Below are 22,335 nucleotides of genomic sequence, written 5' to 3'. Positions count from 1 at the left end.
CCGGTGATGAACGCGGCTTGGCTTAGTGGATGGCCCCGGCGGGCACAATGCCTGCCTGCTGGATCAGTGCGCTCAGATCCGCAAGGTCCTGCTCGGTCAGGTTCTGCAGCGGTGGGCGTACCGAACCCGAGTCGCGGCCGATGGCCTTCAACCCGCCCTTGACAATGGAGACACCGTAGCCCTTGACGCGGTCGCGGATATCCAGGTACGGCAATACGAATCGGTTGAGCTTTTCGTTGACTGCCACGCGATCCTGAGCGCGTACGTCCTTGTAGAAGTCCAGGGCGAATTCCGGGACGAAGTTGTACATGGCCGAGGAGTAGGTGCTCATGCCCAGCTGCAGCAGTGGCAGCGCAAAGGTCTCGGCAGTGGGCAGGCCGCCGAGGTAGAACAAGCGATCGCCGTTCTTGGCGTAGACCTTGGTCAGGTGCTCAATGTCGCCGTTGGCGTCCTTGAAGCCAATGAAGTTCTCGTGGTTTTCTGCCAGTCGAGCCACCGTGTCCGCCGAGTAGACGGCGTTGGCGCGATTGTACACGATCACGCCGGTCTTGGTTGCGGAGCAGATCGAGGAGACATGCTGGTACAGGCCTTCCTGGTCGCACTCGGTCAGGTATGGAGGCAGCAGCAGCAACCCCTCGGCGCCAGCGGCTTCGGCGTCCTGGGCGTTCTGGATGGCCTGCTTGGTGGAACCGCCGGCCGAAGCGAGCACCGGAACTCGTGAGCCGGCTTCTTCCACGGCCATGCGCACAACTCTTGCTGCTTCTTCTGAGGTCAGCGCAAAGCCTTCGCCGGTGCCGCCGGCTGCGAACAGGCCCGCGACGTCGAAGCTCGACTGCCAGTCCAGGTGGCGGCGGTAGGTTGCCTCGTCGATTTCGAGGTCAGCATCGAACGCGGTGACCGGGAAGGAGAGCAGCCCGTCTTTGAGCTTGTCGGCGAGTTCGGCGGGAGTGTACTGAGCCATGGGGATGGTCCTTTTCTTGATCCGTCGCAAGATGAATCGACGGAAGGTGGGTGGATTGAATCCGTTGTCCCCAGCGTATGGAGCTAGTGTGATGCCTGTCCAAGCCCATATTTATATTGTTTGATACCCTACGAGCATCATTAACCATGCAGCGAGCCGCGCACTATGTCCACCAGGCGTCCAAGAGCCGGATTGCGGGAGGTCTTGCTCCAGATGGCGTGCAATTGCACGGGATCGTCGGTGACGTCGCCAAGCCGCAGGTAGCTGACCCCGTGCACGCCCAGCAGCTTGGCGCTTTCCGGAACAATCGCGATACCGCGTCCGGCGGACACCAAGGCAACCATGGTGAGGATCTGGCTTACGGTATGGCGCACGTTCTTGTGCTCCACATCGAGCCGGCGGACCACCAAGTCGTAGAAGTAGCGCGCCTTGGTCGAAGAGTGCATGATCAGTGGTTCTTCGCGCAGATCATCAAAAACGAGTTCTCGCTGCAGCAGATCAAGACGGTGCCCAGTGGGCACCGCGGCAAAGAGCCCCTCGGAAAACAATAAGGTGGATTCGAAGAGCTTCGCGTCAAATGGCGGCCGGGCAAGTCCCAGATCCAAATCCCCGTCAAGCAGCGCGTCGACCTGCTCGCTGGTCACCATCTCCACGAGATCGAGATGGACCTCTGGCATTTGTTCGGTGATTTCGGCCAGCAGCGGACCCAAGAGGCTAAAGCCAGATGCTGCGGTGAACCCGATCCGCAGTTCACCGAGTTGGCCCGCTGCAATGCGCCGCGCGTTATCCGGGGCCCGTTCGGCGGCAACCACCAGCCGCCGGGCATCGGTGAGGAATGCGTGGCCGGCCGCGGTCAATGAAACGCGGCGGTTATCTCGTTCGAGCAGTTCAACCCCGACCGACCTTTCCAGCTTTTGAATTTGCCGGCTCAGCGGAGGTTGCGTCATATTCAGACGTTCGGCCGCCCGTCCGAAATGCAGCTCTTCTGCTACCGCAACGAAGCTGCGGGCCTGATCCAGAGTGAACACTTGATACCTTTCGGGAATCATTCCATGCATAGTTGACCTTGGACATGCATCATATCTATTTTCTAGGCTGTACCGGAGACCTGATTGGTGAGCTGCCTCACGAGGCCAGCATTAATCGGACTCATACACTCGAAACCATAGGAGATCTTCCCGTGAAAAATCGCATGACCCGACGCACCCTCCTCTCGCTTTCCGCCGCCGGCGCGGCCCTCGCGCTGACCGCCTGTGGCGGCAACGTCGGCGACAGCACGGCCTCCGGCGAATTCCCGAGCGGTCCGGTAACGCTCACGGTGGGCCAGGCTCCCGGCGGTTCCACCGACCTGATTTCCCGCGCTGCTGCGGAAGGCATGGCCGAATCCCTGGGCGTTTCCATGCCCGTGGTGAATAAGCCCGGTGCCAACGGCGCCTTGGCTACTCAGGAAGTAGCGGCCTTGGAAGCCGATGGCCAGAACCTGATCCTGCTCAACGCGTCGCTGATCACCATCACACCGTTGGCGGTTTCGGAAGAAGAAGCCGTCTCCCTCGACGACTTGGATGTGCTCATGGGTCTATCCCAAGACGACTACGTGATGGTCGCCAGCACCGACTCGGGTGTGAAGAGCCTAGAGGACATTAAGAACAGTGACGAGAAGCTTTCCTTCGGCACCACCGGTGTTGGCACCGGTTCGCAGCTGGCCCAGGCGCTGCTCTTGGCGCAGGCTGATATCGCGGGAACCACCGTTCCCTTCGACTCGGGTTCCCCGGCGTTGACCGCCGTTATGGGCAACCAGGTGCAGATCTCCACGATTCAGCTGGGCGAAGCCAAGCCGCAGATCGATGCGGGTACCGTGACCCCGATTGTGATCTTCTCCAAGGAACGCAATGAGTTCCTGCCGGATGTTCCGACCGCCATCGAATCAGGCTATGAAGTTCCCGTATCCCAGTACCGCGCCATCGCAGCGCCTAAGGGCCTGGACGACGAGGCCAAGGATACGCTCGTGGCCTCGATCAAGGACGCGGTGGGCACCGATAGCTACAAGAGCTTCAACGAGCAGAACATGCTCACCCCTCACGAGATTTCGGGCGAAGAGGTTGTCACCGAATGGAATGAACTGGCAGCCAAGTACAAGGACCTGACCGAAGAGCACGGCATCTCGCTGGCAGGTAAGTAACCAGTAGCTACTGGTCCCAACCCGAAAGTGAGTACCAAAGGATGAAAGTTATGGACGCGAAAAAGGCTGAAGAAGCTCGGCCTATTGAGCCGGCTGCCCCGCAGGCTCCGGCGGAGGGTGTCGAGCTTGACGATCTGACACCCGAAGAGCTGGCAGCCCAATGGGAAGCCGAAGCTCCGGAACCAGCTGGACCTATCGCAAACCTGGTTTCGTCCTTGGTGGTTCTCGCGCTGAGCATCGCCGGACTGGCGCTGTCCATCGGGTTGGGGCTGGGGACCCCGGCGGCGCCAGCGGCCGGCATGTGGCCATTTATCGTCACGCTGATTGCCGGTGTGATGGCAATTGCACAGATCATTGTCGGACGCTCCGGAGGCAAGGACGGCGAGAAATTCAGTGGCATGAGCTGGTATGCAGCCATTGGTTTCGGAACGCTGATCCTGATGGTGGTGCTGATGCCGCTGATTGGCTTTGAAGTTCCGGCACTGTTGTTGTGCTTCGTCTGGATGCGCTGGTTGGGTGGTGAACGCTGGAGGTCTGCCACGATCTACTCGATTTTGATTGTCGCCGCCTTCTACGCGATCTTCATCGCCGCCCTCGGCACCACCATTCCCCGACTGTTTTAAGTCGCAAGTAAAGGTATATGCGCATGGAATTCTTCGGACCGGTCATGGACGGCTTCACCGTCGTCTTGGACCCCACTAACCTTCTTTACTGCCTGCTCGGTGTCGTCGTCGGTATGCTCATCGGCGTGCTGCCGGGCCTCGGCCCCGCCGCGACGATCGCGATCCTGCTGCCGATGACCTACGGCGTCGAGCCGGTCACCGCGATCATTATGCTCGCAGGAATTTTCTACGGTGCCCAGTACGGTGGCACCATCACCTCGGTACTGCTTCGCCTGCCCGGTGAAGCAAGCAGCGTGGTCACCGTCTTTGACGGATATGTCATGGCCAAACAAGGCCGGGCTGGTACCGCCCTGGGTATCGCGGCCATCGGTTCCTTCTTTGGCGCCACGGTCTCCATTATCGGGCTGACCTTCCTGGCCCCTCTGGTTGCCAGTTTTGCGTTGGATTTCGGACCACCGGAATATACCGCGCTGGCAATGCTCGGCATCCTGCTGGTTGCCACCATCTCTGGTGGCACGAAAATCAAGGCGATCATCGCCGCCGCGGTTGGCCTGTTCCTGGCCACCGTTGGACGTGATGGATTCACCGGCGCCGAACGTTTCACGTTCGGAAACCTGTCGCTGGCAGACGGCATCGACTTCGTGCCCATCGCCATGGGACTCTTCGGCGTCGGTGAGATCCTCTACAACCTTGAAGAACGCCACCGCGCCGCCACGGCTCCGATGAAGGTCTCAAATGTCTGGCCCAAGGCCAAAGACATCAAAGAGGCTTCGGGAGCTATCGGCCGCGGTTCGGTGCTCGGATTCTTCCTGGGGATTCTGCCAGGTGGCGGCGCGACTATTTCTTCGCTTGCCTCGTACGCCATGGAAAAGAAAACCGCGAAGGACCCCTCACGATTTGGCAAGGGAGCCATCGAAGGCGTTGCCGGTCCAGAATCGGCAAATAACGCCGCGGCGACCAGTTCCTTCATACCTTTGCTCACCTTGGGCATCCCAGCCAACGCGACCATGGCGATTATTTTCGGTGCGCTATTGATCCAGGGCGTGACCCCCGGTCCGCAGCTGATTAGCAACGACCCAGAACTGTTCTGGGGCGTGGTGAATTCGATGTACATCGGCAATATCCTGCTGCTGATCATGTCCATTCCCCTGATCGGGGTGTTCGTCAGGATCCTGCGCATCCGTGCGGCGATCCTCGCTCCGATTACCGCATTGATCACCCTGCTGGGGGCCTACACGATCCGAAACTCGATGTTCGACGTGCTGCTGGTGGTGCTCTTTGGCGCGCTTGGCTACCTGATGAAGAAGTTCGGCTTTGAACCAGGCCCACTGGTATTGGCCTTCGTCCTGGGCAGCCTGCTGGAATCCAACCTGCGCCGCTCCCTGCTGGTGCTGGAAGGAGATCCCACGGGGTTCTTCACCCGTCCAATCTCTGCAACGCTGCTGGCTCTGTTCATCTTTGTTGCTGTATGGCCAATGATTAAGTCAGCTATCGATAGGCGCAAAAACGGCTCGCTAGCCGCCGCGGTCGCGAAGGAAAAGGAAAACGCATGAGTATCATCGTCGGATACGTTCCCAGCAATGTCGGAGAGGCCGCGGTAGCCGCGGCAATCAAAGAATCGAAGCTGCGCCAGGAGGAGCTGCTGATCGTCAATTCCTCACGTGATGGTTCTTTGGTTGACAAGAACACCGCATCGCCGGAAGATCTGGCCAGGGTCCTGGAATCCGCCGCACAGGCGGGAATCGAGGCTCGGGTGCTCGAATCGACCTACCGTGACGATCTCACCGAAGAGTTCCTGGGACTGGCGGACGAGCACCAGGTGTCACTGATCGTCATTGGGCTTCGCCAGCGTTCGCAGGTGGGGAAGTTCATCATGGGTTCCCAAGCGCAACGCATCTTGCTCCAGGCCCAACACCCGGTGCTTGCGGTGAAGGTGGAGCAAACGTAGCAAGCGCTTCTCAGTAGATAATTCAAGGCCGCAGCTATCCCGAAAATCCGGGATAGCTGCGGCTTTGATGCTGTGGCAGGCAGCGTCGAGGCTGCCCAGATGCCTGCTAGTTGCCCTCGGAAATTCCAGATTCAAGGTCCAGCCGATGCAACGAGTTCGCGAGGTGCATGCGCATGGCGGCGCTGGCGGACAACTGGTTTCCGGAGGCAATGGCCGCTCGGATTGCTTCGTGTTCCTCAGCGACGCGTTCCAGGCGCGGGGCAAGCTTGCCGTCGGGGATCGAGAAGCGCTGGCGTGGCATGGCGATCATTGCCGGACCGAAGAGCTCTACCGCTTGCACGAAGTATGGGTTCGCGCTGGCGCGAGCGACCGCCAGATGGAATTCGTAGTCACAGCTCATGGCCTGGGCGGCGTTGGGGCCGGCGGCGCGGAAAGCGGCCAGCGCCGAATCCATGTCCGTGAGATTCGCTGAGGCAGAGCGGCTTGCGGCATTTGCCGCCGCTTCGGATTCAAAGCCCATGCGGAACTCGATCAGCTGACGGCGTTCGGCCAGGGTACGCGGCACGCGTGCCTGGGCCGAGGCATCCTCTGCCGGGGGAGTCAGCGCGAAACTGCCTGCGCCACGGCGCGTATGCACCAGCCCCTCGGCTTGCAGCCGGGTGATGGCCTCGCGGACCACGGTGCGCGAGACGCCGTGGTCGGCAATCAGCGTATTCTCGCTGGGAAGCTTGTCGCCGGGGGCGATTGCCCCGGAGCTGATCCGCTCACGAAGGTGCTGGACCAGGGTGGTGGTCAGATTCGGTTTCATGCTCTCCATAGGTCAAGAATAAGCGCCGGGGCACCTCGATGAGATGTCCCGGCGCTTATTGCGGTTTCTTTAGGCCCGGCCGAATTCCACAGTTTCGGTGGTCCAGGCGCGTGCCTGGTCGCTGAAGCTGAATCCCAGACCCGGGCGGTTCGGCACGATCATGCGGCCGTCTTTGGTCTCGAGGCGTTCATTGAACAGCGGATCCAACCAGTCGAAATGCTCCACCCACGGTTCGCGTGGGTAGGCGGCTGCCAGATGCAGGTGGATTTCCATGGCGAAGTGCGGTGCCAGATCCAGTCCAGCCTGATCGGCTAGCGTCGCCAGACGCAGGAACTGGGTGATGCCGCCGACGCGTGGAGCGTCGGGCTGAATGATGTCGCACGCACGGGCGGAGATCAGGCGCTCGTGTTCGGCCACCGAGGCAAGCATCTCGCCGGTGGCGATGGGGGTATCCAGTGCGGCGGTCAGCGCCGCATGCCCCTCGGCGTCATAGGCGTCCAATGGCTCTTCGATCCACACCAGGTCGAATGCTTCGAGCTTGCGGCCCATGCGCAGGGCAGTGGCGCGGTCCCACTGCTGATTTGCATCCACCATCAGCGGGAAGTCCGCCCCGATGTGCTCACGCACGGCAGCGACGCGGCGCAGGTCTTCGGCGCTGTCGGGCAGCCCGACCTTGATCTTGATGCCGCCGATACCCTCGGCAATGGATTGAGTCGCACGGTCCTTGACCTCTTCGATGCTTGCGTTCAGGAATCCACCGGAGGTGTTGTAGGTGCGGACCGAATCGCGGTGCGCGCCTAGGAACTTGGCCAGCGGCAGCCCCGCGCGCTTGGACTTCAGGTCGTAGAGCGCGATGTCCAAGGCCGCCAGTGCCTGGGTGGCGACACCCGAACGACCCACCGAGGCGCCGGCCCACAGCAGCTTGGTGTAGAGCTTGGCGATGTCGTTGGGGTCCTCGCCGATCATGGTCTGTGCGACTTCCTTGGCGTGTGCGTACTGCGCGGGGCCGCCGGCTCGCTTGGAGTAGGAGAAGCCAAGGCCCTCGTGGCCCTGCTCGGTGGTGATTTCCGCGAAGAGGAAGACCACTTCGGTCATCGGCTTCTGGCGTCCGGTGAAGACCTTGGCATCCGAGATCGGTGTGGCCAGGGGAAGCCGTGCGGTAGAAAGCTTGACGTGGCGAATGGCATCTGGTGTGTAGCTCATGAGTTTTGAACTCCTATTGGGAAAGTGCCCTGCGCGGGCCCTGCATGTAACTTATATTATAAGTTAAGGAGTTGTGACACAAGTGGTTCTGCTGGGATTCTGCAACCAGATCTGCCGCGGTGCCGACCGCAATCACCAAGATTAAAGTGAAAGACCGCCCGGAGCATCCGAGCGGTCTTTCGTGGAGGGGAGGCTTGGTCTAGCCGATGGCTTCAGCGATCGGGGTGGACCCATCGTAGAAATTAACCGTTCGGCGAGTCGCCGCATCCTTGGCCAGCACGTGCGTGATGACCTCGGCGACGTTCTCTCTAGAGGTGTTGGATTTCCCATCCAGCACGGCGCGACCCTGGATCTTGCCTTCTGCGTCGGCCAGGACGATTTGCCCGGTGGACGAGTCGAGGGTCAAGGCGCCCGGTCCGAGGATCGTGTAGTCCAGATCGGTGCCGCGCAGATACTCATCTGCGTCGTGCTTGGCCTTAGCGTAGCCGAAGAACGAATCTTCCGGATCGAGGGTGTCCACGTCCACCGCAGCGCGTGAGTATGAAACCATCACAAAGCGCTTCACTCCAGCCTGCTGCGCTGCCTGCATGGTGCGCACGGCAGCCTGGTAGTCCACCGCAAGGGTGCGTTCGGGATTGCCGCCGCCGGCTCCGGCGGAGAAAACAACGGCCTTGGCGCCGGCAAACTGCCGAGCGAGGCTGTCCACGTCGGCCTGCTCGATGTCGAGCACGACCGGAGTCGCGCCAAGCGCGGTGATTTCTTCTGCATGGTCCGGATTGCGGATCACGGACTCGACTTCCAGTCCCTGACGTGCAAGTTTGGGCGCCGCGAGAAGGGCGATCTTCCCGTGTCCGCCAAGAATGACTACTCGATTTGTTTCGGCCATATTCTGCTCATTTCTCCTCGGTTGTCGTCTTAGGCACAACGCGAAGTCGTGCTGCGATATTCCAGCCTCAGCAGTTTGAGTCTTCCACTCTTCTCACGCGGTGCCGCCGGAGCGCTGGAAAGCAGGCCGCGTCAGGAGATTGGGGTGACGAGCGAACCGTCTGCCAGATAGGAACGCAGGTTATCCAAGGTCATCGCCGCCATATCTGCGCGCGTCTCGTGCGTTCCGCTGCCCAGGTGCGGCAGCAGCACAACGTTATCCAGCGCAAGCAGCGCTTGCGGGACGGTCGGTTCCTTGGCGAAGACGTCCAACCCTGCGCCCGCAATCAGGCCATTTTGCAGGGCATGGACAAGCGCTGCTTCGTCCACCACGCTGCCGCGCGCAATATTGATCAGGAAGCCTTGCGTTCCAACTTTCGACAGGACCTCGCCGTCCACCAGATTGGCCGATTCCGGGCCGCCTGCCGCCGCGACGATCAAGACATCGGTGGCCGCGGCGAGCTCGGCTGCGGAGCCGTGGAAGGTATAGGAAACGCCGGGCTTTTGCGAACGGTTATGATAGTGGATTTCACACCCAAATGCCTCCAAGCGTGTGGCGATTGCCTGCCCGATTCGGCCAAGGCCGAGGATGCCCACGCGTTTGCCGCTGGCCCTGGTGGCCAGCGGGAAATTCTCTCCCTTGCCCCACGTTCCATTGCGGACAAATCGCTCGGCTGCACACAATGAGCGAAGCGTGCTCAAGTACAAGCCCAGCGCGGTATCCGCCACGCAGTCGGTGAGAACCTCTGGAGTGTTGCTGATCGGGATGTTGCGCTGTGCGGCCTGGGAGAAGTCGGTGGCATCGTAGCCCACGCCGAAATTGATAACCGCTTCCAGATTGGGCAAGCGGCTCATCAGTTCGGTATCGACGCCGATCTTGCCCGAGCATACGGCGATGCGGATCGCATCCGCGTGCACTTGAAGGAAAGTGTCGCGCTCGGCGCCGGCCGCGGGAAGGATCAGCGAATCGAATTCTTCGGCAAGGGCCTTCGCGACGGTGGGGTTCACCGGGCCGACGCGCACGATGGCGTTCCCGGTGATTGCGGTGGTGTTGCGCGATGCGGACGCGCTGGTATCTGTGGGCATAACTGCATCGTAGGAACTTTCAACGATTCAAGTCCAACACGCAGATTGGATAGATCTATGCCCTTACGGTATCAGTGAGGATTCAGGCGCGAAATGTAGCGCATGTCACATTTGATACTTGCCGGTAGGCACCAGTGATCCTTCTCTTTGGCCATGACGCGGGCCGGTCATCCCTTGACCGGCCACCGGCTGCAGTCAAAACTTTGGTACGAACAAGGCTAGTTTTTCGCACTGGCCGCACCCGCACTCGTACGTCGAAGGAAACAACGATGACTAACTCCCCGCACACCGCACCACGAGCTCGGCGCATCTCCATGGCAGTGGCCGCCGGCGCCCTGCTGAGCACCACGGCGCTGGCAGGTTGCTCGGTGGCCAATTCCGAAGATTCCACCAGCGGCTCGCAGGCGGCCGTTGCCGGCGACACCCTCCGGATCGTGCTGCAGCAGGAGCCTCCCACGCTTGAGGCCTGCGAATCGAATCTGACGAGCACCGGCGTGGTGGTCCGTTCGACCATCACCGAGCCGTTGATCGAACGCAATCCCTCCACCGGAGAACTCGAACCGAAACTCGCCACCGAATGGTCCAGCGAGGACGACACCACCTGGACGCTGAAGCTTCGCGAAGGTGTGAAATTCCACGACGGATCGGACTTCACCGCAGAAGATGCCGCGGCGACCATAAACCGCGCCGTCAACTCGGATTTGGGCTGCAATGTTGAAGGCTATGTCTTTGGCGACGATGACTTGGACGTCAAGGCAGTGGATGACAACACGGTGGAGGTCACCGCCTTGAAAGCGGACCCGATCCTGCCGCTGCGCTTGTCCTTCCTCGAAGTCGTCCCCGCGGAAACTTCGACCACGGAAAAGGTACGCGAACCCATCGGAACCGGTCCGTATAAGCTCGATGCGTGGAATGCCGGTCAAAGCATCGATGCCTCGGCTTTTGCCGAGTACTGGGGCGAGGCCCCGGCCTTTGCCAAGGCGAACTACCAGTGGCGCTCCGAGGGAAGCGTGCGAGCTGCCATGATCACCTCCGGGGAAGCCGACATCGCCACCGGGCTGAGCCCCGAAGACAGCATCGGGGATCTAGGCGTCTCCTATCCGAACAATGAGACCGTCGCTTTGCGCATGCACGCGGACAAGGCACCGTTTGATGACATCCGGATCCGCCAGGCGGTGAACTATGCCATCGACAAGGAAGCCATCGTCGCCTCGCTCTACGGCGGGCGCGACAAGGCCGCGGCCCAACTCGTGCCCGAAGGCGTCGTGGGGCACAGCGAATCCCTGCCGGTTTGGGAGTACAACCCCGAAAAAGCCAAGTCCTTGGTCGCAGAGGCAAAGGACGACGGCGTGGAAACCTCGGCGCAGATCAACATGATTGTGCGCACCGCACAGTTCCCGAAGATCGAGGAATTGGGGCAAGTCATCCAGGAGCAGCTTTCCCAGGCGGGGCTCAACGTGAATCTGAAGATGCTTGAGACCAGCCAGCATCTGACTTACCAGGTCCGGCCGTTCCCCACGGACGAGGACGGCGCCATCATGCTGATGACCCAGCACGGGAACCAAGCCGGTGACGCAGCCTTCACCGTTGACCAGTACATGACATCCAAGGGAGCCCAGTCGGCCTTCGGAACCCCGGAGCTGGATGAACTCATCGACACGGCGGATGCCGCCACCGGCGAGGACCGCCAGGCGGCCTTCGAAAAGGTCTTCCAGTACCAGAATGACGAGGTCGTGCAATTCGCCCATATTGCGCATCAGACGGGCATGCTCGGCATTGCCGGGACCGTGAGCTACGAACCGAACTCATCCTCGGGTGACGAGCTGCGCTTGGCCGAAGTCACCGCGAAGTAAGCATCCGATGCTGTTGAAGTGGAACAGATAATGACGAAAATTACTGAAGGTACACGGTCACATGCTCACCTATCTGCGTAAAAGGATCATCTCCTCGGCCCTGCCGTTGCTGGTTGTCATCGTGGGCGTTTTCGCACTGGCCCGGATGACCGGCAACCCGGCGGCGCTCTACCTGCCGTTGAATGCCACCGAGGCCATGCGAGAAGACTTCGCGGTCCGCAACGGACTTGACCAGCCGATCTGGGTACAAATGGCACAGTATTTCGGCGGAATTCTCCGTTTGGATTTCGGCGAATCGATGCGCACCGGTGAAAGCGCGGGCGCCATGGCGTTGCGGGCTTTCCCCGCAACGCTGCAGCTGGCCGGCACCACGATGGCCCTCGCGATTGTGCTGGCGGTTATTGTGGGTTCCGCCGCGGCGCTGAAGCCCAACGGCATTTTGGACAGATTCTCCAGCTTCCTGTCCATGACCGCCGCGTCCATCCCAGATTTCTGGCTCGCGATCGTAGGAATCTGGGTGTTCGCCATCACGCTCGGCTGGGTTCCTACCTCCGGGGTGGTGGGCATGGCGGCCTGGGTGCTGCCGGTGGCGACATTGGTGATGCGACCCTTCGGCACGTTGGTCCAGGTGGTCCGCGGAGCCATGGTCTCCTCACTGTCTGAACCGTATATCAAGCTGGCGCGCGCCAAGGGCGCAACCCAATATCGGGTGGTCGGAGCGCATGCATTGCGCAATGCCGCTGCCCCGGGGCTCACCGTCGCCGGTGACCTGACGGTGGGACTGGTCAATGGCGCGGTGGTGGTGGAGACCATTTTCGGTTGGCCGGGCATTGGCAAGCTGATGATCGACTCCATTCTGCAACGGGATTTCGCGGTGCTCCAGGCCTGTGTGCTGCTGACCGCGGTGGCGATCTTTGTCCTGAACATCCTGATCGATATCGGCTACGCGCTGCTGGATCCGAGGGTTCGACCCAGCGCCGGGGCGCGCAAGCGCCGCAAGGCGCGAGTCGAGCACCGTGGACAGCAAAACGGTCCAAAAGCACCCACCACCCCAACTACTACCGGCTCGGCGGCGACCGCCGTGCTCGACGCTTAGGGGATAGCCATGACACAAATCCAAGATCAGCCGGTGCCCGGCAAGACGGTTAAGGCATCGGTCGCCCAACGACTGGGGCGGCCGAGCATGCTGAGCATGCTGCTGCGCGATAAATTTGCCACCGTAGCCGCGGTAATTCTTGGCTTCGTCCTGCTGACTGCGGCTTTCGGGCCATCCCTGATGGGTGAACTGGCCACCAAACAAGATCTGATGTTCATGAATAAGGCGCCATTTGATCCGGCAAATGGCTGGGCCTATATTCTGGGTTCGGATTCGCTGGGCCGTTCCATGCTTGCCCGGATGGTTGTCGCGACCCAGACCACATTGCTGGTCGCCGTTCCTGCGGTGCTCGTTGCCCTCGTCCTCGGTTCGCTCTGGGGAGTTTGGGCGGGCTATCACCGCGGCCGGCGCGAAAATATCTCAATGCGCCTGGCGGACATCATCATGTCCTTTCCCTCGTTGCTGCTTGCCGTAGTTGTTCTTTTTGTTTTCAGCCCGTCGGCTGCAAATATTGTGCTAATTCTGGCGATCACCCGCATCCCGATCTACATGCGTACCGCACGGGCCGAATCTGCCGAGCTGCAGTCGCGCACCTTTGTGGACGCGGCGCGGACCTTCGGAACCAAACCCAACTCGATTATCGTGCGGCATGTGATCCCGGTCGTCACCCCGACCCTGCTGACCCTGGCGACCCTGGAATTCTGTTTCGTAATGCTCGCCGAATCATCGCTGTCATTCCTGGGGATCGGCATCCAGCCACCAGACGTTTCCTGGGGGCTGATGGTCGCCCAAGGACGCCAGTACCTGCAGACCGCCTGGTGGCTTTCGATCCTTCCGGGGCTTGCCATTGTGATCACCGCGGTGGCCGCCAACGTGCTAGCCGCATGGATGCGCATTGCCACCGATCCGGCCCAACGCTGGCGATTGACGCTGGATAAGCAGACAAAGAAGGACCTCACCGCAGTAATCAAGGACGCGAAATGATGACCGAGATGCTTGAACCGACAGCGCAATCAGATCCGCCTACCGACACGGTGCTCGAAGTCACCGGACTCGACGTGGACATACGCACTCCGCAGGGAACCGTGAGAGTGGTCAGCCAGGTGAGTTTCGCCGCGCGGCGCGGCCAGACGCTAGCCCTGCTGGGCGAGTCCGGGTGCGGGAAATCGATGACCGCCAAGGCCATTGCCGGGCTGCTCGACCCGGTGGCCTCCGTCGCCGGCGGCACCGCGGTACTCGATGGCCAAGACCTGAACCAGATGAATCCGAAACAGCGCCGGGCGGTCGCCGGCCCCGGGCTGGGTATCGTCTTCCAGGACGCGCTGACCGCACTGAATCCGGTCTATACCATTGGCACTCAGCTGGGGGAGGCGTTCCGCATCCACCGTGGGGCCAGCAAGAAGCAGGCCAAAGCCGAGGCGATCGACCTGATGCGCCGGGTAGGCATACCGGAACCCGAAACCAGAGTGAACTCCTACCCGCACCAGTTCTCCGGGGGCATGCGCCAGCGCATCCTGATCGCGATGGCCGTCGCGCTCAGTCCGCAGTTGCTGATCGCCGATGAGCCCACCACCGCTCTGGACGTGACGGTGCAGGCGCAAATCATGTTGTTGCTGCGTAAATTGCGTACCGAACAGCAGATGGCGGTTGTGCTCATTACCCACGACCTCGCGGTGGTGGCGGAAGAAGCCGACGAGGTGTGCGTGATGTATGCCGGAAACGTCGTTGAGCAAGGCAGCGTCGACAAGGTGTTCTCTCACCCCACCCACCCATACACCAAGGGGTTGCTCGAGTCGGTGCCGACCGATGCGCAGCGCGGCGAAGGGCTGTCTTCGATTCCGGGCAGCCCTCCGGAACTAACCAAGATTCCTGCCGGGTGCGTCTATCAGGATCGCTGCCCGCTGGCGAGTGCTATCTGCCGTCAAGAGCGCCCGCTGCTGCGGGACACGGCAGATGGACAACGCGCGGCGTGCCACTTCGCCGAAAAGGTGTCAGCGGCCAAGACCGGCAACGATGATGCCAACAACGTCAAGGAGGAAATCCGATGAGCACTTCGCCTAGTATGAGCCCCGAGAACGTGCTGGAGGTCAAGGACTTGTCCAAGACCTTCCACGTATCGGCCGGGGCCGCCGGAAGCAAAGAGCTACGGGCCCTGGACGGCATTAATCTCCATGTACGCCAGGGCGAAACCCTTGGGCTGGTCGGAGAATCGGGGTGCGGCAAGTCAACGCTTGCCCGCACCCTGATGATGCTGGAGACTCCGGATACGGGGACTGTGCGCTTTGAAGGGCAGGACCCCTTCGCCCTGCGGGGCAAGGAATTGCTTACCTGGCGACGCCGAGTGCAAATGGTATTTCAAGACCCTTTCGCCTCGCTTAATGCCCGCATGACCGCGGGGCAAATCATTACGGAGCCCTTTGCAACACACAAGGACCTGTATCGAGGAACCGCGGCCAAGAACAGAAGGCTGAATGAACTGCTGGATCTGGTGGGGCTGCGCGCAACAGATGCCGCCAAGTCTCCGCAGGAATTTTCCGGAGGACAGCGGCAGCGCATTGGGATTGCCCGGGCGCTGGCTTTGGACCCCGACCTGATCATCCTTGACGAGCCGGTCTCTGCCCTGGACCTCTCGGTACAAGCGCAGGTGCTCAATCTGCTCAACGATCTGCAGCAGGAGTTGGGCGTGAGTTACATCTTCATTTCCCACGATCTGTCGGTGGTTCGGCACGTCACCGACCGGGTCGCGGTCATGTATTTGGGCCGGATCATCGAATCTGGATCCACCGAGCAGGTCTTCGACGCGCCTCTTCATCCGTACACCGCCTCGTTGATGTCCGCGTCGCCGAAGCTTGATCCCGCTAAACGTCCGGCCAGGCGAATCGTGTTGCAAGGCGAGCTGCCATCACCGCTGGATCCACCGTCGGGGTGCCGCTTTCGCACGCGGTGCTGGAAAGCACAACCCATTTGCAGCGCAGAGCGGCCAGAAAAGATGACTAGAAATGACTCTGGTCAAGTCAGCTTGGGGATCCCCGGAGTCGGACCGGGCGCCGGAGCGCATGTGGCCGAATGCCACTTTCCTGTGGCTGATCCCTCCGAAGCGGGACTAATTCCTGCAGGTTAAACCGGCACTCGATGCACGCTGCTGGAGGCCGTGCCGGCGCTGCATGTCACGGCCTCCAGCAAGCCAGCGCGTAGCAGGCCAGATTGCATTGCATCTTAGTGGCCTGCCAGATAGGTGAGTGAGGGGCGAAAGTGACAAGATGGTTCCAGACGTGTTCAACAACAAGGAGTCATCGTGAGCTACCAAGTCGGTCCCGCAGAACAGATTTCCAGAGGAGACGCTCTGCTGGTCCCCGCCAGTGACAGCGGCGCCAGCGAAGACATTGCGATTTTCCATGCAGCAGACGGCAATTTTTATGCATTGCAGGACGAATGCCCCCATGAGATCGCTTCGCTCTCCGACGGTTGGGTCGAAGGGTGCGAGGTTGAATGCCCATTGCACGCCTCCACCTTCGATTTGAAGAGCGGAAAGGTGCAGTGCCTTCCCGCCACCGATGACGCGCGCACCTACAAGGTTGCGGTAGTTGACGGGAATTTGGAGCTAGATATCTAAATGCCGTCAGTTCATATTGTCGGCGGTGGCGTTGCCGGATTTAGCCTTGCGCGCGAATTGGTCAACAAGGGATATTCCGGAAGCATCAAGATCAGTGACCCCGAGGGGCTTCCCTATGACCGGCCACCGCTAAGCAAGTCGCTGCAGCGTGAGCACTTTGTTCCGCTCTCGTGGTTCGAGGAACATGGTGTGGGGCTGGTCCAGGAATCGGTCACCGAACTGAGCGTACCCACGGAGCCGGACGATTGGGTGGTGCTCGCCACCGGCACCACTCCCAACAAGCTTCAGGTGCCAGGCGCAGAATACGCGCGCAGCCTGCACAGCGGAGAAGACGCCGTTTTTCTGTCGTCGATGCTGGAAGATGGAATGTTCGGCCAACGAGTCCTCGTCATCGGCGCCGGACTGGTCGGTGCGGAGTTCGCCGCCACCGCAAAAATGCTCGGAGCGCAGGTGACCCTCGTGTCCAGCTCTTCGGCTCCGCTGTCCAAAGTCTTGGGCACAGACATGGCAACGGCGCTGCATGCCGAGCATTCCCGCCGCGGGATTACCTCGATGACGGGGGCGGTGACCGAGCTCGGTCCGACGCACGCGATGGTTTCCGGTCGGCGGATCGATGCAGAAATCATCGTTGCAGCAATCGGTGTCACCGCCGAAACCACGCTCGCAGCGGATATGGGGTTGGAAATCAACGACGGGATTGTTGTCGATGAATCCCTGCGCACCACCAGTCAGCGGCAGGTCCTTGCTATTGGGGACGCCGCGCGCATGGTTCAGCGGCCTCGTGCGGTGCACTGGGAAGCCGCCATGGAGGATGCAGCCATTGCTGCCGCAACCATCATGGGCACCGAAGCAACCGCACACTCGGTTCCCTGGTTCTGGTCTGACCGCCACGACAGCCACGTCGAAACGGTGGGGGACTTCGGCAAGGCAAGTCGAACCATTTCGCGGTTGAACCGGCGCGGCCAGCTGCAGGTACTCTTTGGTTTGGACGAGTCCGGAAGCCTGATCGCCGCATCAATGGTCGATGGCGGGCTGATGTCCAAGGCAGTTAAACGACTTATTGCCCGAGGCGTGACCCCGAGCATTGAAGAACTACGAGACCCACTGGTCGGTCCTCGCGACCTTGGACGGCAGGACCGAACATGATCACAGAACGTAATTCGCGGTTGCCCGAAGCTCTTCGCGTTCCGACGAAGCGCGTAGGAGCCGGATGGATAGCCGCGGTCGTCATTGTCCATATCGGCATCAATGTCGGATTTTTCGCGCCGATTCAGGTGCTGCTTGGCCTGCACGCCGAACAGCTGGACGCCAGCCAGAAAAACGCCATTCTTTCGCTGGTCACCGGTGTGGGCGCGGCGGTGTCGCTGGTTGCCAACCCGTTATTCGGTGCCTTGAGCGACCGGAGCACCTCGAAGTTTGGCCGACGCGTCCCGTGGGTGATGTGTGGAACCGTTTTTGCCGCGCTGGCATTGCTCTTGATGTCCACCGCGCAGACGGTGACCATGCTGGTAATCGGCTGGGCGTTAATGCAGGCAGCCGGCAACGCGGCACTGGCCGCGATCTTCGCGGCCATCCCGGATAAGGTGCCGGTGGAACAACGCGGACTGGTCGGTGGACTGGTAGCACTGGGCCAGACCTGTGGTTCGCTTATTGGTGCGGTCATCGGCATGGTGGCCGCCTCGAACCTGGTTTTCGGCTATGCCATGGTCGCTACTGCGGTGGCGATCTGCGCCATTCCATTCGTATTGATGCGCCAGGACGTGCCGTTGCCCAAGGGAACGCTGGAACCGTTGAAACTCTTGGAATTCATCAAGAGCTTCTGGATCAACCCCCTGCAGTACACCGATTTCGGGTGGGCCTGGCTGACTCGATTCCTGCTGTATCTGGGCAGCCAACTATGTTTGGTATATCTGCTCTTCTTCTTGCAAGACGAACTGCATCATCCGGAACCAGCCACCGGGGTGCTGGTGCTGACCGCCATTTACGCCTTCTGCGTGATCTTCTCCTCGGTGATATCTGGACGCTTGTCAGATCGGGATGGGAAGCGCAAGAAGTATGTAATCATCTCCTCGGTCATCGTGGCCATTGCTGCCCTCACGCTGGCTTTTGCCTCTTCCTTTGGCACCGCAATCATTGCCGCGGTACTGCTGGGCATTGGTTTCGGAGCCTACCTAGCGGTGGATTTTGCCCTGCTAACCCAGGTCCTTCCGCATGAAGACTCACGGGGCAAGGATCTGGGCATGATCAATATTGCGAACTCCCTGCCTCAGGTCGTAGCCCCGCTTGTCGCTTGGCTGTCGGTGACTTGGTTCGGCGGATATTCAACCTTGTTCATCTGCTCCGCGGTGATCAGCCTCGTAGGTGCCGTACTGGTCACGAAGATCAAAAGTGTCCCGTAGCGGTAAATGACAATTGATTGGCTGGTGAATGAGGCACCTTTCATGGTGACTTTCACATTCTTCTTTTTCGGAGCGATGCTGCGCGGCAACGCGACCTATTGGGTAGGCCGCGCAGTGGCACGAGGGGTGGAGAACACCCGGTATCAAAGAATCATGCACGGAATTGTGTACCGGCGTGCCCAAAGATTCATTGCACGGTGGGGAATGCTTGCGGTTCCATTGTGCTTCCTCACCGTTGGAATTCAGTCTGCGGTTAATGCCTCGGCCGGGGCTAGCCGGATGCCGCTACGGCGCTACCTGCCTGCGGTGACGGTAGGAGCGCTGGCCTGGGCCTTGATTTACACGACCATTGGCATGGCGGTGTTCTACGCCTGGCTCTCGCTGGATTGGCCGTATATTGTTGCTGCCTTGTTGGCCATCGCGGTGGTCGTGTATTTTTTCCTCCGCTACCGCAAGCGCAATTCCGAACGGATCAGAGGTGCCGCTTCCGAAGAGAGCATGCCTGATCAATCATGAACTCACTATGATGTTGTTCTAGAGAATGTAAAGACGTCCAAGGCGGCAAGGCCCAAAAAAACTTGGTAGTGAAAGCTGGTGCAAATAGATGCTCAATAACCCCGCGTCTGGCGAAAAAAGAACTGCCCAGCTCGATGAGCTAGACCGACGGTTGTTGGCGCTGCTCTCGGAGAATTCACGTAGAACTAATAACTCGTTGGCCGAGGAATTGGGAATTGCGGCATCCACCTGCCTGGCTCGACTAAATGCCCTACGCGACTCCGGAGTCATCTCCCGATTCACCATCGAGGTCGATCCGCAAGTTCTTGGTCGGGAGCTCGAGGCGCTGATCTTCGTCAAAATACGTCCGGGCGCACGTCACCTGATGTCCAGCTTCGCTTCGGACATGCGTGCTAAACCCGGGGTCCGCCAGCTGTTCTTCCTCGGCGGCGCCGACGATTTCGTCCTGCACGTTGCTGTCCGGAACTCCTCAGATGTGCGGCAGTTCGTCTTGGACAACCTGTCAGCGAATCCCGCGGTGGCCACCACCCAAACTTCTCTGGTCTTTGAACACAGCCATGGAACCGACGAGTATTAGCGAATGGTTGCAACCCGGTTGGCACCCCTCGACGATACTGACGTTTGGATGAGAACGTATCGGGAATATGGTCCACGACGGAATCGAAGCCAGCGTGCGAAAGTAGAACGATTTGCAGGCTTCGGGAACACGCTCTCGATTCGTACTTCCTGACGATAGCGACTGGCATTATTCGAATAAAAATGCTAAGATGAACGTTCTCTTCCGAGGTGAGGCGTTTCGAAGTCGTGAACCATCGCTGACGATGCCTCGGTCGAGGCTAGCCGCATCCGCGGTTGAGTTTTGAGGAGGCCGAGAACTTAATGAGTGTTGACGTAACTATACTGGCCGCATTGGTCACCCTTACGGCGCTTGCTGGCGCCAGTATCTATCTGGTCGCGAAATACCGGCGAACACACGCAGCAGAGATCCGCGAGTCGCTGATTCGGCAGGCAAATAAGCACGGCGTCGCATCCCCGGAGAACCTGACGAATCAGGAGCTCAAGACACATATTCACGAAGCTAAGTGCGACCGCAAGCAAGGGCAGATGAAGACCGCCTAGCGGGTATCGGCGCGCTACCTTCAATGGCGGCGGTGAGTAGAACATTTCGGATTCGCTCACCGCCGTCATTCATATCCCCGCTCAGGCTCTTCGCTAGACCCGTCGCATTCGCCGCCTGAGTGAGGATGGACGGGTCGCAAAACCTAGATTAGTTAAAGAATAAATATTCTTCAGAATCAGATTTATGCTTTGATTTTTAGCCTCTTTGATAAATGGCGCAAGTCACCATTTTTGCCGTAACTTCCGGTTATTCATGCGGATTGAATCACAAGGTGCTGTGACGTTGTGAACGAATTAGAGGGTTCTGTAAAAAGGGGAAAATTTATGGGCTTTACTGGAATTACGTTGTTGGCAAAAATCTAGGAGCAGAACATGGGTGCGATCCCTCTCGGCGAAGACATACTCTTGGCCCGTCATGGCGCAAGTATCGTCAAGTTTCGTCAGGATCGCAAAAACCGTGCAACTGTTGCCTATCTGCGTGGGGGCGCAACGGATTCGGCGTCGAATCTGCTCAGTGCCCGAGCGCTTAGTCCGGCAGAATCGATTAGCCGCGGAGCAGTTTCCTACCTGGAAGATGAATCGGTAGTCAGCCGCCAGGAAGTACGCTCGCTGGTGAAGATCTCTCTCGGGTTCAGCGCCGTGATGGGAATCGTCTTTGGCGGATTGCTGCTGGCTCTGTACAAGGTCGGTGGCAACGAGGCGATCGCGTCGCTGTCGACCATGGGCGCTATGCCCTAACTCCAGAATTTTCAAGCAGCTTGGGCGAAACCTATTGGTTTCGCCCAAGCTGCTTCTGTATTGCTGGTACTTCGGCTGTGTGCGCATCTCGGAGCGCCACTGACAAGACTCGTAATTAAGAAATTCTGGGCATAGGATGGCGACAATCCCACGGATTGGAGCCCGACATGCGTTTCGTAATGGAAGTAAACTTCGACTCCGAGAGTATGAAGCTCAAGCCACTCGAGGAGTTGCAGAAGATACTCGCGGACTGGTCGAAGAATATCGCCATCTACCCGCTAGAGCCAGGCGCTCAGGGGGACATCCTCGATGCCGAGGGTGAAGAGGTTGGCGAATGGGCGTTCCTTGATGACTAATCCCGCTTCTTAGAGAACCGCCCAATCACATAACCTATGGCCAAAGTGGCGGAGAGCACGGCCCACAGCGGAGCGGCGGTGTGGAAGAGCAGCAGTTCCACACGCACGAATTGAAGGTTCTGCAAGATAAAGACCAGCGCAATAATTCCCAGCGCGATGGCTGCCCACTGTTTGGCCGAAAGCCTTGAACTCCCAGCAGGCGTACGGCTTTGCCTCATAGCTGGTCTCGCGAAGCCAGCAAGCCGAGCACCAGCGCGCGGATTCCGCGCCTAAAGGAATCGTCGCTGGTGTTGATTCCCGTCTCGCGCTGCGCCGCAACGGCCTGCGTGAAATTAGGGGTGGCATCTTGGCGATTGCTCGTGTCAAAAATGTCATGTGGCGCTGCGGTGTCCATGGCTGAGCCAAAGATGAACGACTCCAGGGCGACAATCGTCGGAACGATCTCGGATTCGGCGAGCCCGTAGTTTTTCAACGCCTTTGCCACATGCTCATACATGCCCAAGGTGCGTGGCGAATCGGCCACCGGGAGCACGGCGATAATCGGGATCAATGGAATGTGCTTGGCGAAAATATCGCGGTAGCTGGTAGCCCAGTGAATCAGCGCCTCGTGGATTTCTAGTTTTTCGAAGGCGGAGGTGTTCACCTCCGCCATCACCAATTCCTGAATCCATTGCAGCAGGTCTTGCTTGGAATCCACGTGGTTGTAGAGGGCCGAAGGCGAGACCCCCAAGGACCTGGCCAGTTGCTGCATGGTCAGTGCGTCATAGCCGTCCTGCGATACGAGACCCAGCGCGTGCTCGGTGATTCGGTCACGGTTGAGTATCGCTGTGCGTGGTCGACCGGCCCGTCGGGCACCTTCGGTGGTCATTCCAATTTCCCCCTGACGTGGCATGCTTCACAAGCGCATGTTCGT

25 protein-coding genes are annotated in these 22,335 nt (G+C 59.8%); 17 read left to right on the top strand and 8 right to left on the bottom strand.

Annotated elements, in window-relative coordinates:
- Positions 1-22: 22 nt before the first annotated feature.
- Positions 23-961 (bottom strand): 5-dehydro-4-deoxyglucarate dehydratase, encoded by a 939-nt coding sequence (gene kdgD, locus ACT3UQ_RS12950; RefSeq protein WP_105552877.1) that lies wholly within the window; start codon positions 959-961, stop codon positions 23-25.
- A gap of 140 nt (positions 962-1,101) precedes the next feature.
- Entirely contained in the window at positions 1,102-1,989 is an 888-nt protein-coding gene (locus tag ACT3UQ_RS12945) for a LysR family transcriptional regulator (RefSeq protein WP_105569614.1), read from the bottom strand.
- Positions 1,990-2,141: 152 nt separating this feature from the next.
- Here ACT3UQ_RS12945 and ACT3UQ_RS12940 point away from each other — a divergent pair, with 152 nt between their 5' ends.
- From ACT3UQ_RS12940 to ACT3UQ_RS12925, 4 genes are read left to right on the top strand one after another with little or no spacing between them, the layout of a single operon-like run.
- Entirely contained in the window at positions 2,142-3,140 is a 999-nt protein-coding gene (locus ACT3UQ_RS12940) for a tripartite tricarboxylate transporter substrate binding protein (RefSeq protein WP_258133508.1), read from the top strand.
- A 50-nt stretch (positions 3,141-3,190) separates the two neighbouring features.
- Complete coding sequence (locus ACT3UQ_RS12935; protein ID WP_105552880.1) at positions 3,191-3,763, top strand: tripartite tricarboxylate transporter TctB family protein; 573 nt, start codon at positions 3,191-3,193, stop codon at positions 3,761-3,763.
- A gap of 23 nt (positions 3,764-3,786) precedes the next feature.
- Positions 3,787-5,316 (top strand): tripartite tricarboxylate transporter permease, encoded by a 1,530-nt coding sequence (locus tag ACT3UQ_RS12930; RefSeq protein WP_105650285.1) that lies wholly within the window; start codon positions 3,787-3,789, stop codon positions 5,314-5,316.
- Positions 5,313-5,711, top strand: coding sequence for a universal stress protein (locus ACT3UQ_RS12925; RefSeq protein WP_105552881.1), 399 nt, complete (start codon positions 5,313-5,315; stop codon positions 5,709-5,711). Before ACT3UQ_RS12930 ends, ACT3UQ_RS12925 begins: the two co-directional genes overlap by 4 nt.
- Before the next feature lie 106 nt (positions 5,712-5,817).
- Here ACT3UQ_RS12925 and ACT3UQ_RS12920 read toward each other — a convergent pair whose 3' ends face one another.
- The 4 genes from ACT3UQ_RS12920 to ACT3UQ_RS12905 all read right to left on the bottom strand — a co-directional run bounded on the left by ACT3UQ_RS12920 (position 5,818) and on the right by ACT3UQ_RS12905 (position 9,732).
- Positions 5,818-6,528, bottom strand: a complete 711-nt coding sequence (locus tag ACT3UQ_RS12920; protein ID WP_308727242.1) for a FadR/GntR family transcriptional regulator — start codon at positions 6,526-6,528, stop codon at positions 5,818-5,820.
- A 60-nt stretch (positions 6,529-6,588) separates the two neighbouring features.
- Entirely contained in the window at positions 6,589-7,722 is a 1,134-nt protein-coding gene (locus ACT3UQ_RS12915) for an L-talarate/galactarate dehydratase (protein WP_105552883.1), read from the bottom strand.
- A gap of 199 nt (positions 7,723-7,921) precedes the next feature.
- Positions 7,922-8,608, bottom strand: coding sequence for an SDR family oxidoreductase (locus ACT3UQ_RS12910; RefSeq protein WP_105552884.1), 687 nt, complete (start codon positions 8,606-8,608; stop codon positions 7,922-7,924).
- Between the two features lie 131 nt (positions 8,609-8,739).
- Entirely contained in the window at positions 8,740-9,732 is a 993-nt protein-coding gene (locus ACT3UQ_RS12905) for a 2-hydroxyacid dehydrogenase (RefSeq protein ID WP_444637247.1), read from the bottom strand.
- A 269-nt stretch (positions 9,733-10,001) separates the two neighbouring features.
- Here ACT3UQ_RS12905 and ACT3UQ_RS12900 point away from each other — a divergent pair, with 269 nt between their 5' ends.
- From ACT3UQ_RS12900 to ACT3UQ_RS12840, 13 genes are all read left to right on the top strand, one after another.
- Entirely contained in the window at positions 10,002-11,585 is a 1,584-nt protein-coding gene (locus ACT3UQ_RS12900; protein WP_105552886.1) for an ABC transporter substrate-binding protein, read from the top strand.
- Between the two features lie 61 nt (positions 11,586-11,646).
- Complete coding sequence (locus ACT3UQ_RS12895; RefSeq protein ID WP_444637244.1) at positions 11,647-12,681, top strand: ABC transporter permease; 1,035 nt, start codon at positions 11,647-11,649, stop codon at positions 12,679-12,681.
- 9 nt (positions 12,682-12,690) lie between these two features.
- Positions 12,691-13,665 carry an ABC transporter permease gene (locus ACT3UQ_RS12890; RefSeq protein ID WP_444637243.1) on the top strand — a complete coding sequence of 325 codons (975 nt, stop codon included), beginning with the start codon at positions 12,691-12,693 and terminating at the stop codon, positions 13,663-13,665.
- A gap of 8 nt (positions 13,666-13,673) precedes the next feature.
- Positions 13,674-14,729, top strand: a complete 1,056-nt coding sequence (locus ACT3UQ_RS12885) for an ABC transporter ATP-binding protein (RefSeq protein ID WP_444637241.1) — start codon at positions 13,674-13,676, stop codon at positions 14,727-14,729.
- Positions 14,726-15,802, top strand: a complete 1,077-nt coding sequence (locus ACT3UQ_RS12880; RefSeq protein ID WP_444637240.1) for an ABC transporter ATP-binding protein — start codon at positions 14,726-14,728, stop codon at positions 15,800-15,802. Before ACT3UQ_RS12885 ends, ACT3UQ_RS12880 begins: the two co-directional genes overlap by 4 nt.
- 174 nt (positions 15,803-15,976) lie before the next feature.
- The gene (locus ACT3UQ_RS12875; protein WP_105552891.1) at positions 15,977-16,294 is read left to right on the top strand and encodes a non-heme iron oxygenase ferredoxin subunit; all 318 of its coding nucleotides are present in this window, start codon (positions 15,977-15,979) and stop codon (positions 16,292-16,294) included.
- The gene (locus ACT3UQ_RS12870) at positions 16,295-17,440 is read left to right on the top strand and encodes an NAD(P)/FAD-dependent oxidoreductase (RefSeq protein ID WP_444637239.1); all 1,146 of its coding nucleotides are present in this window, start codon (positions 16,295-16,297) and stop codon (positions 17,438-17,440) included.
- Positions 17,437-18,693, top strand: a complete 1,257-nt coding sequence (locus tag ACT3UQ_RS12865; RefSeq protein WP_105552893.1) for an MFS transporter — start codon at positions 17,437-17,439, stop codon at positions 18,691-18,693. The genes ACT3UQ_RS12870 and ACT3UQ_RS12865 overlap by 4 nt, the downstream gene beginning before the upstream one ends.
- Positions 18,694-18,735: 42 nt before the next feature.
- On the top strand, positions 18,736-19,209 hold the full coding sequence (locus ACT3UQ_RS12860) for a DedA family protein (RefSeq protein WP_444637236.1): 474 nt from the start codon (positions 18,736-18,738) through the stop codon (positions 19,207-19,209).
- Between the two features lie 88 nt (positions 19,210-19,297).
- Positions 19,298-19,786 carry an Lrp/AsnC family transcriptional regulator gene (locus ACT3UQ_RS12855; RefSeq protein WP_105552895.1) on the top strand — a complete coding sequence of 163 codons (489 nt, stop codon included), beginning with the start codon at positions 19,298-19,300 and terminating at the stop codon, positions 19,784-19,786.
- 302 nt (positions 19,787-20,088) lie between these two features.
- The gene (locus tag ACT3UQ_RS12850; RefSeq protein ID WP_444637235.1) at positions 20,089-20,328 is read left to right on the top strand and encodes a hypothetical protein; all 240 of its coding nucleotides are present in this window, start codon (positions 20,089-20,091) and stop codon (positions 20,326-20,328) included.
- A 372-nt stretch (positions 20,329-20,700) separates the two neighbouring features.
- Positions 20,701-21,066 (top strand): hypothetical protein, encoded by a 366-nt coding sequence (locus tag ACT3UQ_RS12845; RefSeq protein ID WP_105552897.1) that lies wholly within the window; start codon positions 20,701-20,703, stop codon positions 21,064-21,066.
- Between the two features lie 167 nt (positions 21,067-21,233).
- Positions 21,234-21,422: a hypothetical protein gene (locus tag ACT3UQ_RS12840; RefSeq protein ID WP_105552898.1), complete on the top strand. Its 189-nt coding sequence runs from the start codon at positions 21,234-21,236 to the stop codon at positions 21,420-21,422.
- Here the strand turns inward: ACT3UQ_RS12840 and ACT3UQ_RS12835 are convergent.
- Positions 21,419-21,640 carry a DUF1049 domain-containing protein gene (locus ACT3UQ_RS12835; RefSeq protein ID WP_105552899.1) on the bottom strand — a complete coding sequence of 74 codons (222 nt, stop codon included), beginning with the start codon at positions 21,638-21,640 and terminating at the stop codon, positions 21,419-21,421. The two genes, ACT3UQ_RS12840 and ACT3UQ_RS12835, sit on opposite strands and share 4 nt — an antisense overlap.
- Entirely contained in the window at positions 21,637-22,290 is a 654-nt protein-coding gene (locus ACT3UQ_RS12830; protein WP_105650297.1) for a TetR/AcrR family transcriptional regulator, read from the bottom strand. The genes ACT3UQ_RS12835 and ACT3UQ_RS12830 overlap by 4 nt, the downstream gene beginning before the upstream one ends.
- Positions 22,291-22,335 lie beyond the last annotated feature (45 nt).

Source organism: Glutamicibacter sp. AOP12-B1-11 (assembly GCF_052379245.1).
GTDB lineage: Bacteria > Actinomycetota > Actinomycetes > Actinomycetales > Micrococcaceae > Glutamicibacter.
The sequence above is the reverse complement of the archived record's forward strand: the minus strand, read 5'-3'. Positions and strand labels throughout refer to the sequence as shown.

Bases quoted from the DNA above. Each gene is read 5' to 3' on its own strand.
- kdgD (WP_105552877.1), bottom strand. From the start codon at position 961: ATGGCTCAGTACACTCCCGCCGAACTCGCCGACAAGCTCAAAGACGGG.
- ACT3UQ_RS12935 (WP_105552880.1), top strand. From the start codon at position 3,191: ATGGACGCGAAAAAGGCTGAAGAAGCTCGGCCTATTGAGCCGGCTGCC.
- ACT3UQ_RS12930 (WP_105650285.1), top strand. From the start codon at position 3,787: ATGGAATTCTTCGGACCGGTCATGGACGGCTTCACCGTCGTCTTGGAC.
- ACT3UQ_RS12925 (WP_105552881.1), top strand. From the start codon at position 5,313: ATGAGTATCATCGTCGGATACGTTCCCAGCAATGTCGGAGAGGCCGCG.
- ACT3UQ_RS12920 (WP_308727242.1), bottom strand. From the start codon at position 6,528: ATGGAGAGCATGAAACCGAATCTGACCACCACCCTGGTCCAGCACCTT.
- ACT3UQ_RS12915 (WP_105552883.1), bottom strand. From the start codon at position 7,722: ATGAGCTACACACCAGATGCCATTCGCCACGTCAAGCTTTCTACCGCA.
- ACT3UQ_RS12910 (WP_105552884.1), bottom strand. From the start codon at position 8,608: ATGGCCGAAACAAATCGAGTAGTCATTCTTGGCGGACACGGGAAGATC.
- ACT3UQ_RS12905 (WP_444637247.1), bottom strand. From the start codon at position 9,732: ATGCCCACAGATACCAGCGCGTCCGCATCGCGCAACACCACCGCAATC.
- ACT3UQ_RS12900 (WP_105552886.1), top strand. From the start codon at position 10,002: ATGACTAACTCCCCGCACACCGCACCACGAGCTCGGCGCATCTCCATG.
- ACT3UQ_RS12895 (WP_444637244.1), top strand. From the start codon at position 11,647: ATGCTCACCTATCTGCGTAAAAGGATCATCTCCTCGGCCCTGCCGTTG.
- ACT3UQ_RS12890 (WP_444637243.1), top strand. From the start codon at position 12,691: ATGACACAAATCCAAGATCAGCCGGTGCCCGGCAAGACGGTTAAGGCA.
- ACT3UQ_RS12885 (WP_444637241.1), top strand. From the start codon at position 13,674: ATGCTTGAACCGACAGCGCAATCAGATCCGCCTACCGACACGGTGCTC.
- ACT3UQ_RS12880 (WP_444637240.1), top strand. From the start codon at position 14,726: ATGAGCACTTCGCCTAGTATGAGCCCCGAGAACGTGCTGGAGGTCAAG.
- ACT3UQ_RS12870 (WP_444637239.1), top strand. From the start codon at position 16,295: ATGCCGTCAGTTCATATTGTCGGCGGTGGCGTTGCCGGATTTAGCCTT.
- ACT3UQ_RS12865 (WP_105552893.1), top strand. From the start codon at position 17,437: ATGATCACAGAACGTAATTCGCGGTTGCCCGAAGCTCTTCGCGTTCCG.
- ACT3UQ_RS12860 (WP_444637236.1), top strand. From the start codon at position 18,736: ATGGTGACTTTCACATTCTTCTTTTTCGGAGCGATGCTGCGCGGCAAC.
- ACT3UQ_RS12855 (WP_105552895.1), top strand. From the start codon at position 19,298: ATGCTCAATAACCCCGCGTCTGGCGAAAAAAGAACTGCCCAGCTCGAT.
- ACT3UQ_RS12850 (WP_444637235.1), top strand. From the start codon at position 20,089: ATGAGTGTTGACGTAACTATACTGGCCGCATTGGTCACCCTTACGGCG.
- ACT3UQ_RS12845 (WP_105552897.1), top strand. From the start codon at position 20,701: ATGGGTGCGATCCCTCTCGGCGAAGACATACTCTTGGCCCGTCATGGC.
- ACT3UQ_RS12840 (WP_105552898.1), top strand. From the start codon at position 21,234: ATGCGTTTCGTAATGGAAGTAAACTTCGACTCCGAGAGTATGAAGCTC.
- ACT3UQ_RS12835 (WP_105552899.1), bottom strand. From the start codon at position 21,640: ATGAGGCAAAGCCGTACGCCTGCTGGGAGTTCAAGGCTTTCGGCCAAA.
- ACT3UQ_RS12830 (WP_105650297.1), bottom strand. From the start codon at position 22,290: ATGACCACCGAAGGTGCCCGACGGGCCGGTCGACCACGCACAGCGATA.